This is a genomic window from Anabaena sp. AL09, from assembly GCF_001672255.1.
Taxonomy (GTDB): domain Bacteria; phylum Cyanobacteriota; class Cyanobacteriia; order Cyanobacteriales; family Nostocaceae; genus Dolichospermum; species Dolichospermum lemmermannii.
On record NZ_LJOQ01000059.1, the window covers coordinates 1 to 14,763 of the forward strand.

Genomic DNA, 14,763 nt, shown 5'->3' on the forward strand with positions numbered 1-14,763 from the left:
ACAATACAGTACAGAACGTATTCATTTTAACAAAAATAACCATTCTTAACTTTTCGTTACATAGTTAGAAACTTTTCCGCCGACCTACTTACCATCACAATCCACTATCCGATGTTCACAGACAAAATCAACTTTTTTCTCCAGGGAATGACTGACACAGTTTTGAAAATGCTGACGGTCTTCAGGATAGATTAAATTGAGAGAGTCTTCAATACTAGGACAGGAACTATTGAGAGGTAAACCATACATTAAACCCATGGTAGGAGACCAGAGAGTTTCATTGGTTTGGATATGCCAATCCCAGATCCCAATATTACCTGCTTCTAGTGCTAAGGTGAGTCGGGCTTCACTTTCTTGTAAGGACGCTTGAATATGTTTCCGTTCAATGATTTCTTCTTGCAATCGCTTATTGGCAATCACTAATTCTGCCGTGCGTTCTTTTACCCGAACTTCCAAGACATCGCTATCTTGACGGAGTGCTGCTTCTAATTTTCTCCTGTCGCTAATATCAGATATTGACCATAAACAACCAGTCCGTTTACCCTCATTATCAACCATAGAATTTACTCTCACACTAGCAGAAAAGAGTAAACCTTTACGGGACCGGAAATTCATTTCCCATTCCTGGAATTCATGCAATTTTTTTAACCGAGATAAAAATTGAGAACTATCTTCTTCAGCAATAAAAACTACTAATGGTTTGCCAACAAGATGATCTTGACGGACAGATAGTAAGGATGCTGCCCCATGATTAGCTTGCTGAATTATCCCTAAAGCATCAGTTACTAAATAACCATTAGGTGCAAATTCAAATAAATTTTGATAACGCAGTCGTTCTGCTTCAGTAATTTGCCGAGAATAGATTAGTTGTTCATTTTGTTGACGTAGTTCTTCTTCGGCAATTTGCAGTTCTTCTAAAGTTTCTTGCAGTTCTCGATTAATTTGTAAATTCTCGTCAACTTGTTTTTTTGCCCATTCTTGTAAATGATTATGAGTTTGCTTACGGATTACTTCCAGTTGTTCATTAATTGGTATGTGTTCTGTCTTCAAATCTAGCAAATTTTCCTGCAATGCCTCAACCACACCAATCATTTTTTCTATATTTAAGGCTTGCAGCAAGTTTGCCTCGGTGACAATACCGATTAAGTTGTCTTTATCATCTACTATTGGTAAATAGTGAATAGAATGCTGCTGTAAAAGTGCAAACACTGTCAAAATATGCTCAGATGCTGAATATTTGAGAGTAATTAGCGGCTGAGTCATCACGTCCGCCATTTTTACCGCTGATAGGTCGGTATTTAAGGTAATTACTCTCAATACATCTTTAATAGTAAATATTCCTTGTAATTGCTTTCCCTCTACTACTAACACATAGTCGGTTACTTGATGAATCAGGTTATTAACTGTAACTTTATGATCTTGTTGTTGATTCATCAAGTTAATAGCATCCATCACACAACTATCAGGACTAATAGTTAAGGGAGAATAATGAATAATTTGATGTAAATTAGGTAAATTAATCAATTTTCGGTTAAATCTGTTAGTGAATGCGTCCATTGGTTAATCTGATTAGTAGATGATACTGTAACTAATGTCATACCGATTAAAATCTACAGATCATTAGTTAATAAATTTGATAGATATGGATAGCAAGGGTTTGGAGTGAGAAAATGTATTTCAAAAAATTACGTACAATTTAACCAAATCATTTAATTGATTTTTGAGCAATTAATTAGATTGTACCCTTAATATTCTATATATGAAACTTTAATTTTGTAAACATTTCAAATTGTGAGTATTCACAATTAAAAATATATAGTTTTGTAACCACATTGGCAGGAGAGAACTTTGGATATATTAGACATCTCTAGAAAAGAATGTAGAGACGTTCCATGGAACCTCTCTACAAGGGTTGTAAGTCACGCATATTTAATTTTCACCAGATGTCTATTTTCTATTACCAATTACCAAGAATGTAAAGCCCGTAGTTGGGGTGTTTTTTTAACTTGGTGGGCTTGCATTCTCGTGAGAACATCATCTAAAATAGCCACAGCTTCAATAATATAATCACCCTTATTGAGCATGACACACTCTGCCCGTTCTGACATGGCCGCATCAGTGATTTCTGCCCGTGACGGCATTCCGTGTTTGACGAGATTTTCTAAGACTTGAGTTGCCCAAATTACGGGGATATGGGCAGCCTCACATAACCATAGTATTTCTTCTTGAATTTCCGCCAGTCGTTGATAACCGATTTCCAGCGCCAAATCTCCTCTGGCAATCATAATTCCAAAAGGTTGTTTGCCGGCGGCTTGAATAATTAATTCTGGCAAATTGCTAACGGCTAAGGGTGTTTCGATTTTCGCCACTATGGCAGGTCTGGGAGAATTTTCTGGTAATCTTACCGCTAATTCCTGTTGTAAAAGCTGAATATCTGCGGGTGTTTGCACATAGGAATAACCGATAATATTAACTTGATTAGCATGAGTGGTAATAAAATCTAAATCTTGTTGATCTTTTTCTGTTAAAGAACTCAAATGTAATTCAGTGTCAGGAAAATTAATGCCTTTTTCTGGTAATAGTTTTTCACCTTTGAGACGGGCATGGGTAATTTTTAACCATACTCCCTCAGATGTAATTGACTCAACACAAGCACCAATCCGGCCATCATCAATCCAGACTATTGTACCAATTTTCAGTTGTTTTAATACTTCTGGAATTGTGCAACTGGCTTGAAAAAATTCAGAATCAATAGTAGTGGGTAACTCATGGGTAAGGAGGAGAGATTCACCTTGAAATATTCGTTGTTTGGGACTGGGGGTAAGAACAAATTTAATTCTGGTTTTAGGACCACTCAAATCCATAAGAATTTTACAAGAAGATTCTAATTCTAATTCTGCTTGTTTGACATTGTTAATCATGGCTAACCATTCACCGGGAGTATCATGGGCGCAATTAATTCTCACACAATTGGTCCCTTGCCGAATGATATCCCGCAGAAATTCGTAATTGGTAGCGGCTTCATTTGGCAACGTTACCATGATTCTAACTCGACGGTTATCGAGGGTGTTACCAAATAAATCTTCGGTATTTTGTTGGAGAAGGCGATCGCCCTCAAAAAATGCGTCCAAAGGTGGATGTATAATGATAGAATCATTATCTGTGCGACAAACTGCCTGTAAGGTGGCAATCACCGCATCTAAAGTTGGTAAAACCTTAGCTTCTATCCTCCCCAATGAGGACAAACCCCAAGGCATTAAAGCCGCTTGCAGTTCTCGTAAATCGTGTCTTCTCAGTGCCAGATAATAGGCAAGATTGAGACTACTATTAATAAAAGATTGTCGGTGAATTTGCTTTTTCCAGCGTTCAAATATTTCCCTGCCTTCCTGATCAACAGATTGACGAAGTTCTTGTAATGTGGTAAGTAAAAAACAAGGATCTGAGAGATCCAACTCTACATTTTTTGTTTGCATATTGGTCAGTTGTTAGTTGTTAGTTGTTAGTAGGGGCGAAGCATTTGGAAGATAAATTATCGGTCATTGCCAAAAATAGTTCTCCAAATGCTTCGCCCGTCAATTACCAATTACCAATTACCAATTACCAATTACCTATTCCCCTATTCCCCTATTCCCCTGTTTCTGCTTTCGCAATTTCTAACATTGTCTTAATCACAGAATCAGGGTTGAGACTAATAGAATCTATACCTTGTTCAACTAAAAAACGAGCAAATTCTGGATAATCACTGGGCGCTTGTCCACAAATACCAATTTTGCGATTATTTTGTTTAACAGTAGTTATGGCTTTTGCTATTATTCTTTTAACAGCTTCATTGCGTTCATCAAATAAATGTGCCACTAATTCAGAATCTCGATCTAATCCTAATGTTAATTGGGTTAAATCATTAGAACCAATGGAGAAACCATCAAAAACCTGACTAAATTCATCAGCTAATAAAACGTTACTGGGTAACTCGCACATGACGTAAACTTCTAAGCCATTTTCGCCTTTAACTAAGCCATTTTTTGCCATTTCTGCTAATACTCGTTTTCCTTCTTCGGGAGTGCGACAAAAGGGAACCATGAGAATCATATTGGTTAAACCCATTTCTTCTCGTACCCGTTTCATAGCTTGACATTCTAATGCAAAACCTTCACGATAACGAGGATCATAATAACGAGAAGCACCACGCCAACCAATCATGGGATTTTCTTCTTTGGGTTCAAATTGTCTACCTCCTAAAAGGTTGGCATATTCATTACTTTTGAAGTCAGATAAACGGACAATTACAGGTTTGGGATAAAATGCGGCGGCAATTGTGCCTATACCTTGCGCTAATTTGGCAATAAAGAATTCGGCTTTATCTTCATATTGTGCCGTTAATTCGCTAATTTTATATTTGGCAAGTTCGTCTTCTAATTCGTCAAAATGTAATAATGCTAAAGGATGGGCTTTAATATGATTAGCAATGATAAATTCCATTCTCGCTAAACCAACACCGTCATTAGGAATTGCTGTCAAACCTAAAGCTTCTTCTGGATTACCCACATTCATCATAATTTTAGTGCGGGTTCGAGGTAAGTTATCTAATGGTAATTCTTGAATTTCAAAGTTTAATAAACCTGCATAAACTTGACCTGTTTCCCCTTCCGCACAACTCACAGTAATCTCTTGTCCAGTTTCTAAAACTGTAGTCGCATTTCCACAACCCACAATAGCCGGAATTCCCATTTCTCTGGCAATAATTGCTGCATGACAGTTACAAACAACTACAGGAGTATATTTACTCGTAAACACTAGATAATTATGATGATCTGCAACAGTAATGTTATAAACTTCAGATTCTACTGCATCTGCAACTTTAAAAACTCGTTGCATCCGAAGATCACCTTTTAGAAGTTCCTCAAATTGATCTGTTTCCCGCAGTTGTTTATCGGAAATAAGTAAGTTTTTATCTTTTCTAAGTTTAATTTGACCGATTACATTGTCACCAAATAGTTGATTAGCAGCGAAAAATCGAGTTTGAATAGTTCTTGAAGTAACTTCTCCCTTAACTCGTTGAGTATATTGTAAAATTTGCTCTAATTTTTCTACAATTTGAACATTGTAGATATGACGATTTCTAGTAACTTGAGGAACTGTATTGATTTTCAAACAAGCAATAATCACAGCTTGTAATAAGTTCTCTTCAGAGATATAGATGTTAATCCGGTTCTTAGCATAGCAACCATCACCATCAATTACACCCCCCAAAAAGTGATAGGAAACTTCTGAAGTATTTTCCAGGAGAATTTGAGTAATCTGTTGTTCTTTTTCTTTTAAGTCGTAAGCTATGACTTTAGAATAAACACGATAGGCTGTAGCTTGTCCTTTTACCTGTTTTCCCCGGATATAACCTGATGATACTGCTTTTTCACAAGGAGTAAAAGATTTACCATAAATAGCATTCATTTTGTCATTCATAGTAGCTATGAATGCTTGTTTTTCTGGTAAACATTTTTGAATAAACTGAACTTCCCCATGAGTTCGACTAGTGTAAATTGAACCGTCTGTGATGATTCCCCCAATCAGATAAGCTAAATCAGCTTTTTGATTTTTGTTGTCTCCTAATGTGGGAATATTCTGAGAGACAAGCACCATTTCCTGAGTATCTAACATTTCTTGAATCTCAGTTTTGGTATATTCACCATTCCGAAGGTTGACCATTTTATGATCAGGAGTTAATCGTAAGATATTATCTGTAACTTTCCTAGTTTGAGATACACTCACACCAATTGTTTGAGATGTCCGTTTCATGGCATCTGTAATTGGTTTCCATTCCATTTGATGGGTTTTAGTGTTCAGGGCTAAAGTTGATAATCCTTGATATCCTTGTTCATAAATCTGCTGAATGGTCATAAAACCTTGATTGGTGAGAATTTTTGTCTCTCCATCAAAACAAGTCCGTCCCCCAGAGTTAGTGACAATCGCACTGGCTTTTTTCATAATCGGTTCCCAGTCCGGGTCTGTGCGGTTAGTAACTAACACTTCTCCGGCTTGAAAAAGATTAATTTCTGGGACATCTAAAATTACTCTAGCTTTACCAAGACCTATCATTTCGCCTACGCTACGACCAGTTAATAAAACTTGACTTTTTTCTTGGAGTTGATAAGTCCTGAGAACGGTTTTTGATTTTTGAGATTGAACGGTTTCTGGTCTAGCTTGGACAATGAATAATTCTCCAGTTATCCCATCTTTTGCCCATTCAATATCCATTGGTGTGGCTATTCCCCGAACTTGGGAATAATGATCTTCAATGATACAAGTCCATTCTGCTAGTTGGAGGATTTCTTGATCATTGAGGGCAAATTGATGACGTTCAAGTTGAGGAACAGAAATATTTTTAGTTAATTTTGACCCACCTAGATCATAAACCATTTTAATTTCTTTTGTTCCCAACCGTTTTTGGAGAATGGGTTTATATCCTTGTTTTAAAGTTGGTTTAAATACCAAATATTCATCGGGGTTAACTGCACCTTGAACGATGTTTTCACCCAAACCATAAGCAGCAGTAATTAAAGCAGCATTTTGAAAACCTGTTTCGGTGTCTATGGAAAACATCACCCCAGAAGATGCTAAATCTGAACGTACCATTTTTTGGATACCGACTGATAGCGCTACTTCAAAATGATCAAAACCTCTCATTTGTCGGTAGGAAATTGCCCTGTCTGTGAAGATAGAAGCAAAGCATTTATGGCAAGATTCTAATACACCTTTGATGCCATGAACATTCAGGTAAGTTTCCTGTTGTCCCGCAAAACTAGCATCTGGTAAGTCTTCGGCTGTGGCACTAGAACGAACAGCCACATCAGTATCTATACTATATTCTTGACATAAACTTTGATAGGATCTAGCGATCGCTTCTTGCAATTCTAGCGGAAATGGGGTTTCTAACATTAATGATCTGGCTTGTTTGCCACATTCTTGCAAATTAGCCATATCCTCCACATCTAAATCTGCAAAAATCTTTCTCAGTTTTACTTCTAAACCAGCCCCAGTAATAAAGTATCTATAAGCATAAGCCGTAGTCGCAAATCCCGTGGGAACTTTCACACCTTGGGAACTCAGTTGTTGAATCATTTCCCCTAAGGAAGCGTTTTTACCACCTACTAGGGGAATATCTGCAATTCCCACAGCATTAAAGGGTAATACTAAAGCTTCTTGATGAATTTGGCTATTGTCTTGATTGCGTTTAATTTCCAACATATTCTGAGATTCCTTAAATAGCTACTGTTATTTAATTCAGAACCCATTCTGTTTATGCACGGAGAGTTTGAGGATGTTGCGAGGATATATAGCAGGGAACGGGATTGACTACCAGATGTCTAAATGGCATCCTCCATTTAAGATTACTCTAGTTTAGAGTATAAATAAATGTATAGCTAATATAGCGAAATATTACGTAATATATTGTTCCTGTAAGTATCCTCATAATTCCCCCCTGCTTGAGAGTTAAAATCAGGGAATATACATAATTTAATTTTATTATTTAGATGCTTTTGCCTTTCCAGATACGTGTTACAGCAGTTTTAGATAGCGAACGCGAGTGCGTCTCCAAAAGAAACGCGAACTAGGAATTAAACCCACCATAAAAATAAGTCGCAGAAGGAATTCTAGCACTCGTTTTGAGTGGTTCCATCTGTAGCACGGTTGATTGCGAATGGCTGTAAATCTGCTACCGCTTTTTGAAACGCCACATTCCTAATGGTAGTCTCAGTAAAACGCTAATGGCTGTAGCTATTCCAGAGATAAACAATGTCATTGTCATCACCTGGAAAACGTCACTATTGGCACTGGTTAATAGTTCAAAAGCTTTGAAAGCTCCGTCTATGATTGTATTCACAAATTTCTTGCAAATGTGGTATGAATTATGTTATGCCTTCGCCACGCTACGCGAACGCTAGGCTGTAAAACGTGAACGCGAAGCAATGGAACGAAACGCAATATTTTCTGAATTAGGATTGACAGGATTTTATGGCATTTAGCAATTATAAAAGTATTAGTTCAGTCATTAAAAAGTTTCAAATCAAATATGTGCAATCTAATTTTATGTTGGAAGTAGAATTTCCGGCTAAGGAATCTTTTAAGGAGGAATTAGATTTGCTATTTACAGATGGAGTTATTGATAATTCCGAAGATGCTATTTGTGAAAATCTCATTTATCCAGTATTGAAAGAAGTATGGAAACCTTACCGAAGTAAATTAACTCTTTGGAGTCATGAAGCATTAACTTATGATGAGGATTTATCAGGTATTCCTGATTATACTGTGACACAGCGAAACTCTTTAAGTACAATTGTTTTTGATAAACCTTATTTTTTGATGGTTGAAGCTAAACAAGACAAATTTGAAGAAGGTTGGAGTCAATGTTTAGCAGAAATGATTGCAGTTCAGAGGATTAATGATGATTTTGTTAGTGATGTTTTTGGAATTGTTTCTAACGGGAAAATATGGCAATTTGGAAAGTTGGTTGGTGATGTGTTTACTCGGAATAAAAATCTGTATATGATTCAAGATTTAGATAAATTATTTGCTGCGGTAAATTATATTTTCCAACAATGTGAATCAAAAATCCAAAAACTCTAATCCAGATCCCCGACTTCTTTTTTCTATTATAAACAAATTATAAATTGATGGCAGAAGTCGGGGATCTTATTGTTCTAGAACTCTCCAGCTAAAGCCGGAATACAACGTTCACACAGTAAAGGATGTTCTGCTGATTCACCCACATGGGTGGAATAGTTCCAACAGCGATCGCATTTCTGATATGATTTTCCATCATGTTCGTAATCTGCGGCATTAACTACGCCAATATCCCAATTATCTTCACCTTGAACACGAAGGGTTTTTAATCCTTTTAATGCGTCAGGAGAATCTAATAATTGCACTTCAGAAGTGAGGAACAAATACCGCAATTCATCAATTCCATTCCCGCTAACATTCAAAGGTTCAATCGCAGCGCGTAATTTTTCATCACTCAGATAAATCAATGCAATAGCTTCTAAAGAAGAACCAATTAACTTTTCTGTCCGCGCTTGTTCTAAAACCTTATTTACATCACCACGAATCCGTCGCAGTGTTTTCCAAAATTCTGCTAGTTCTGTATTTTCCCATTTATCATCAACCTGCACCCAACCAGCTTGAAACACTGATTTATATTGTGTTTCGTAGGGGATAAATTGCCAGATATCTTCCGCAGTATGACATAGAACAGGAGCAATGGCGATCGCTAAATTCTCCAAAGCAATTTGCAAAACCGTTTGACAACTTCGACGACGGAAAGCATCAGCCGAACTGATATATAATCTATCTTTGGCTACGTCTAAATAGAAATTCGACAAATCCACAACGCAGAAATTCTGCACAGTTTGGAAAAAGCGGAAAAACTGGAAACTATCAAAAGCGTCCGTCACCTCATTAAACACCTCACGAATGCGGTGTAACATATACTTATCCAAATCTGGCAAATCATCAAAAGCTACAGCATCTTTGAGAGGATCAAAATCATGCAAACTCCCCAATAAAAACCGGGCTGTGTTGCGAATCTTATTTCTGACATCCGCTAATTGCTTGATGATGTTACCACCCAACCGCACATCACCAGAATAATCAACGGAAGAAACCCACAACCGCAAAACATCCGCACCATAAGCAGGTTGTTGTTTTTGGTTAGTCCCACCTTGAATCATCAATTGAGGGTCTACCACATTTCCCACCGATTTGCTCATTTTCCGGCCATTTTCATCCAAGACGAAACCATGAGTTAACACAGTTTTATAAGGTGCAATGCCATTAACCGCGACACTAGTTAACAAAGAAGATTGAAACCAACCGCGATGTTGGTCAGAACCTTCCAAATACATATCAGCAGGATAGCATAACTCCGGTCTTTGCTTCGCCACAGCCGCCCAAGAAGAACCAGAATCAAACCAGACATCCATTGTATCTGTACCCCGGCGGTAAGTCTTGCCATTATTGCGGTATGCTTCCGGTAACAACTCCTCTACCGACAACTCCCACCAAGCATCAGAACCCTTTTCGGCAATAATAGCTTGAACGTGGTTAATCGTGTCCGCATTTAGCAAAACTTCCCCAGTCGCTTCATCATAAAATACCGGAATCGGCACACCCCAAGAACGCTGACGAGAAATACACCAATCGGATCTTTCTGCTATCATCGGTGTAATTCTATTCTCACCTTGTGCGGGAATCCAACGCACAGATGAAATAGCCTTTAAAGCCTCCTCCCGAAAACCAGCCACAGAAGCAAACCATTGTTCAGTAGCGCGGAAAATCGTCGGCTTTTTCGTTCTCCAATCATAAGGATACTTGTGAGGATAAGCTTCCTCCTTCAACAGAGAACCAGCTTCATGCAAAGCGTCAATAATCGCTTGATTACCATCGCCCAAAACATTCAAGCCAGAAAACTTACCAGCCTCATACGTAAAATTACCACTATCATCAACAGGGGCAAGAATCGGCAAACCGTAACGCTGACCAACAATGTAATCCTCTTGACCATGACCAGGAGCAGTATGGACCAACCCAGTCCCCGACTCAGTAGTGATATAATCACCACCAACAACCACCGGACTTTCACGGTCAAAAAGCGGATGACGATAAGTAGTACCTTCCAAATCCTTCCCCGCGAACTTGGCTTTCACCGTTAACTCACAATCCAAAACCTCTCCCAACCGTTCCACCAACTCAGCCGCAACAATTAGATATCTGCATTCCCTTTGCGCCTTTGCTCCTTGTGCGTCTTTGCGCGAAACCTCCACAACCCCATACTCCAACGCACCATTCACAGCCACAGCCAAATTACCGGGAATAGTCCAAGGAGTAGTAGTCCACACAGCCACACCCAAATCAGGCAAGAAGCCATCCAAACTAGCTTTTAGCCCTTCGGCAACCTTCACTACCGGGAAAGCGGCGTAAATACTGCGAGAAACGTGACCTTCAGGATATTCTAACTCAGCTTCTGCTAAAGCGGTTTTAGAACTAGGACTCCAATGCACAGGCTTTAAACCGCGATAAATATAACCTTTGAGGAACATTTCCCCAAAAACGCCAATTTGCGCGGCTTCGTATTCTGGTTTTAAGGTTAAATAAGGATTTTCCCAATCACCCCAAATCCCATAGCGTTTAAAGCTTTCCCGTTGTTCGTCTACGGTCTTCAGTGCGAACTGTTTCGCTTTTTGACGCAATTGCAAAGGTGTGAGATTTTGCCGTTCTGCCTGTTTCATATTTTGCAGAACTTTCAATTCAATGGGCAATCCGTGACAATCCCATCCTGGAACGTAGCGAATCTTACGACCTTTTAGCAATTGGTAGCGGTTAATAATATCTTTGAGAATCTTATTTAAAGCATGACCAATATGCAACTGGCCGTTAGCATAGGGAGGACCATCGTGCAGTATAAATAATTCGCCGGGGTTGTTTTCAGCCAGTTGAGAATAAATGTTGTTTTCTTCCCAGAATTTTTGGATTTCGGGTTCGCGCTTGATTGCGTTTGCCCGCATATCGAAGTTAGTCTTGGGTAAGTTGACGGTATCTTTGTATTTTCCAGTTTCGGTCACAGGTTCATGCCTAAATGTAGGTGTGCAGGTTATCCGATCAATTATAAATCGTAGGTTGGGTTGAGGAACGAAACCCAACAACGCTTATTGGTATTTTGGAGTTAATTTTTTGTTTTTGCAGGTTTACAATATATAAAGTCACCCACAATAGACTTATGACACTAACCCTCAGCTTACCACCAGAATTAGAACAGTATTTAATACAGGAAGCACAACAGCAAGGACTTTCTGTGGAAACTTATGCACTGCAACTTATTCAAAAATCTATTTTCCCATTAGAGAAAAATTCATCTCTTGAAGAAACACCCACAGAAATTGTAATTGAAGGTATTCATCAGGGAATAAAAGAAGCATTAAGTGGACACACTATACCCCTTTCACAAATGTGGGAAGGAATAGATGCAGAATAATAATGAACCACTACCAATTGAAATTGCTCTTACTCCTCGTTTTCAAAGAGATTTGCGAGAACTAGCTAAACGCTATCGTTCTATTCGTAGTGATATTCAACCTTTAATTGATCAACTACAAGCAGGTGAAATTCCTGGAGATAGAATCGCAGGAATTAAATATCAAGTTTTCAAAGTTCGGGTTCTACCGTTCCCCTTATGATCAAACATCCTTTTAATATATCCAAAACCATTGGTGTACATGGGTTTAATCTAAATTAATAAGCGATCGTTTCAGGGATATTTTACCGAAAATATCATAAAGGGAGCGGTAGAGCCAAGTTCGTATTAAAAATAGTAACATTCAAAAAGGAAAAAGTGGAGGATATAGGGTGATTTATTATCTAAAAAATGCTCAAGGAATTATACTCACTACAATTTATTCTAAATCTGATCTGACAGATGTGAGTAATGAAATAATTGAACAAGCAATAGCTCAATATGAAGAAGAAAATACCATTCGAGATCAATAAAAATACAAAATTTAACTACTTGAGTAAATTTTTCATTTTCATCTAAAAATTCATCCTCTAGTTTTGGTCTTCTTCTTTTTTCAATAAACTGTATTGTTAACCGATAACCTATTGTTGCAGAAACAATACTTTCTCTCAGTTCTTGTTGATTTTGTTTTTGTGTCGAGATTTTCAAAAATTTTGCAAAAGACTCTAGAGATTTTTTTGTAGAGAAAGACGAGTTTAAAAAGTCTAGTCCCTCTTCTCTTGAACTTAACTCATCTAATCTTTGTGAAAGTTGAGTATAGTCTAAATCTTTATGTTGATGAGTTTTATCAATAGGTTTGCGAGGTGAAATATCTTTCTTTTTAACAGCTTTTGGATAAAAACAATTTACCCTAAGTTGAGCGTTACCTTGCAAAATATCATTTTTTTGCTCATCATTAAATTTTATCCATTGTTTTCTGAATAATTCAATTACTTCCTTTGGAATATCATTGTGATGTTCGTTGTTAACTTGATAATTATCCATAGTATTTTCTATCAATCTAATTAATCAAATATTCAAATTCATCTACCAGTTCTTTAAGTTCTTGAACAATATGTGATGGTGAAGACGAACTTAAAACAACAGGAATTGCATTTTCTGAAGCAGTTGAAAATATAGTTTGATGTTCTCTAATAAAAGCATCAAAAATCTTTAATTTTTGTTCTTTTACAACATTATCCATGTATCTTTGATGGGCATTAATTGGTTGTCCAGTATGAACTTTTACCATTGTAAATACTACTCCAATAATTTTAGGATCAATCACTGAAATGTTAGCTTGTTTTGTATAGTAATTATACTCTTCGACAAATTCCATAACACTTTTCTTTAAATAGGATATTCCTAATGTTGATAAATGGTCTGGTCTTGATGGTATTAAGATGTAATTACTAGCTGCTATAGATGTTTTAGTGACAATATTGAAATTGGGAGGGCAGTCAATTAAAACAAAGTCATACTGTGATTTTAATTTTTCTAATCCTTGAGAAATTGAACTAAAACAATTGAAGTATCTTGATGCTTGTTCATGTCTGTCAATTCCTCCAGCCAAAATACCAGCAAGTCTCATATCAATGTTAATTAATTCTAAGTGAGAAGCAATTAAATGTAATGAACCTTTTCCACCCTGTTCTTGTATTTTTTTATTAATTTTACTTGGATTAACCCTCACATCACTAAATGATTTAGAATTAGCAATAGGCTTTATTAATGAAGTAAAAAATGTCTTTAACGTCAGTTCCTTTTCTTCAAACCAATCCCATTTATCGAAATTAAAAAAGGAAAATGTTAAACTGCACTGAGGATCAGCATCAATTAATAACACTCTATACCCTCTACACGCTAATTCCGTTCCCAGATTAGCGGTGATAGTGGTTTTACCAACGCCACCCTTATAGTTAATAATAGATACTACTTTCATACTGAAATCGAAGTGATTTTTGCAAAAGAGATATAGTTATGGATTAAAACCCATGGTCAAATTATACTACTAAGCGTCCGCAAATGGCAAATGTAGGTTGGGTTGAGGCACGAAACCCAACACCACTTATTGGCATCTTACAATTAATGTTGGGTTTCATTTCATTCAACCCAACCTACTCGTTGCCAATATCATCATCAAAAATAATTTCCTCACCCGCACCCCACATCATGTCATACATACCTTGACGCACAGCGCGATGAAAACTGGAATATTCCCAATCCTTTGGTGCTGTTACCAAACCATGTTTTACGGGATTATAATGAATATATTCAACATGATATTGAAAATCTATTTCATCTCTAATTAAATGTTCCTAAAACCGATATTGCCATATAGCCCGTTGTTTTTTCTTTTTTCTAGATATAGATATATTTTCTGGTGAAATAGTTTCACATTTACGACTAAAATAACTTTTAATTAACCGCCAACGGGTAGAAAAATCATGATCATTTTCTGGTAATGTCCAAATACAGTGGAGATGATCAGGTAAAATAACAACAGCATCTATAATAAATGGATGTTTCTGCATTACATAACCAAAAGCTTCTCTTAATAAAGAAACATTTTTTGGTAAACATAATATTTTTTGTCTTTTCTCTGTCACCACTGTAAAAAAGTATGTTCCTCCTGCCACTTTGGCGCGGCGATATTCCATACTATAAATATCCTGTGATTAAAGTTTTTATAATCTTGATTTTACCCCGTAGGTTGGGTT

At 37.1% G+C, this 14,763-nt stretch carries 12 protein-coding genes; 3 read left to right on the forward strand and 9 right to left on the reverse strand.

The window, feature by feature from the left end:
- Nucleotides 1-84: 84 nt before the first annotated feature.
- From AN490_RS11955 to AN490_RS11970, 4 genes are all read right to left on the reverse strand, one after another.
- Nucleotides 85-1,524, reverse strand: a complete 1,440-nt coding sequence (locus tag AN490_RS11955) for a CBS domain-containing protein (RefSeq protein WP_300003449.1) — start codon at nt 1,522-1,524, stop codon at nt 85-87.
- 440 nt (nt 1,525-1,964) lie between these two features.
- On the reverse strand, nt 1,965-3,473 hold the full coding sequence (locus AN490_RS11960) for a pyruvate kinase (RefSeq protein ID WP_300003451.1): 1,509 nt from the start codon (nt 3,471-3,473) through the stop codon (nt 1,965-1,967).
- A 151-nt stretch (nt 3,474-3,624) separates the two neighbouring features.
- On the reverse strand, nt 3,625-7,242 hold the full coding sequence (gene ppsA, locus AN490_RS11965; protein ID WP_300003453.1) for a phosphoenolpyruvate synthase: 3,618 nt from the start codon (nt 7,240-7,242) through the stop codon (nt 3,625-3,627).
- A gap of 469 nt (nt 7,243-7,711) precedes the next feature.
- Nucleotides 7,712-7,879: a hypothetical protein gene (locus AN490_RS11970; RefSeq protein WP_300003455.1), complete on the reverse strand. Its 168-nt coding sequence runs from the start codon at nt 7,877-7,879 to the stop codon at nt 7,712-7,714.
- A gap of 131 nt (nt 7,880-8,010) precedes the next feature.
- On the opposite strand from AN490_RS11970, the gene AN490_RS11975 reads away from it, so the two are divergent.
- Nucleotides 8,011-8,622, forward strand: coding sequence for a hypothetical protein (locus tag AN490_RS11975; RefSeq protein ID WP_168696078.1), 612 nt, complete (start codon nt 8,011-8,013; stop codon nt 8,620-8,622).
- A 74-nt stretch (nt 8,623-8,696) separates the two neighbouring features.
- Here AN490_RS11975 and ileS read toward each other — a convergent pair whose 3' ends face one another.
- A complete protein-coding gene (gene ileS / locus AN490_RS11980) occupies nt 8,697-11,615 on the reverse strand; it encodes an isoleucine--tRNA ligase (protein ID WP_300003458.1) in 2,919 nt (972 codons plus the stop codon).
- A 155-nt stretch (nt 11,616-11,770) separates the two neighbouring features.
- Here ileS and AN490_RS11985 point away from each other — a divergent pair, with 155 nt between their 5' ends.
- Nucleotides 11,771-12,025 carry a hypothetical protein gene (locus AN490_RS11985; RefSeq protein WP_300003460.1) on the forward strand — a complete coding sequence of 85 codons (255 nt, stop codon included), beginning with the start codon at nt 11,771-11,773 and terminating at the stop codon, nt 12,023-12,025.
- Nucleotides 12,015-12,227 (forward strand): hypothetical protein, encoded by a 213-nt coding sequence (locus tag AN490_RS11990; protein ID WP_300003462.1) that lies wholly within the window; start codon nt 12,015-12,017, stop codon nt 12,225-12,227. Before AN490_RS11985 ends, AN490_RS11990 begins: the two co-directional genes overlap by 11 nt.
- Before the next feature lie 221 nt (nt 12,228-12,448).
- Here AN490_RS11990 and AN490_RS11995 read toward each other — a convergent pair whose 3' ends face one another.
- The 4 genes from AN490_RS11995 to AN490_RS22935 form a co-directional block, all read right to left on the reverse strand.
- A complete protein-coding gene (locus AN490_RS11995; protein WP_300003464.1) occupies nt 12,449-13,048 on the reverse strand; it encodes a hypothetical protein in 600 nt (199 codons plus the stop codon).
- 16 nt (nt 13,049-13,064) lie between these two features.
- Nucleotides 13,065-13,985 (reverse strand): AAA family ATPase, encoded by a 921-nt coding sequence (locus tag AN490_RS12000; RefSeq protein ID WP_300003466.1) that lies wholly within the window; start codon nt 13,983-13,985, stop codon nt 13,065-13,067.
- A gap of 175 nt (nt 13,986-14,160) precedes the next feature.
- Entirely contained in the window at nt 14,161-14,286 is a 126-nt protein-coding gene (locus tag AN490_RS22930; protein ID WP_366925036.1) for a hypothetical protein, read from the reverse strand.
- A 75-nt stretch (nt 14,287-14,361) separates the two neighbouring features.
- Nucleotides 14,362-14,703 (reverse strand): transposase, encoded by a 342-nt coding sequence (locus tag AN490_RS22935; RefSeq protein WP_366925037.1) that lies wholly within the window; start codon nt 14,701-14,703, stop codon nt 14,362-14,364.
- Nucleotides 14,704-14,763 lie beyond the last annotated feature (60 nt).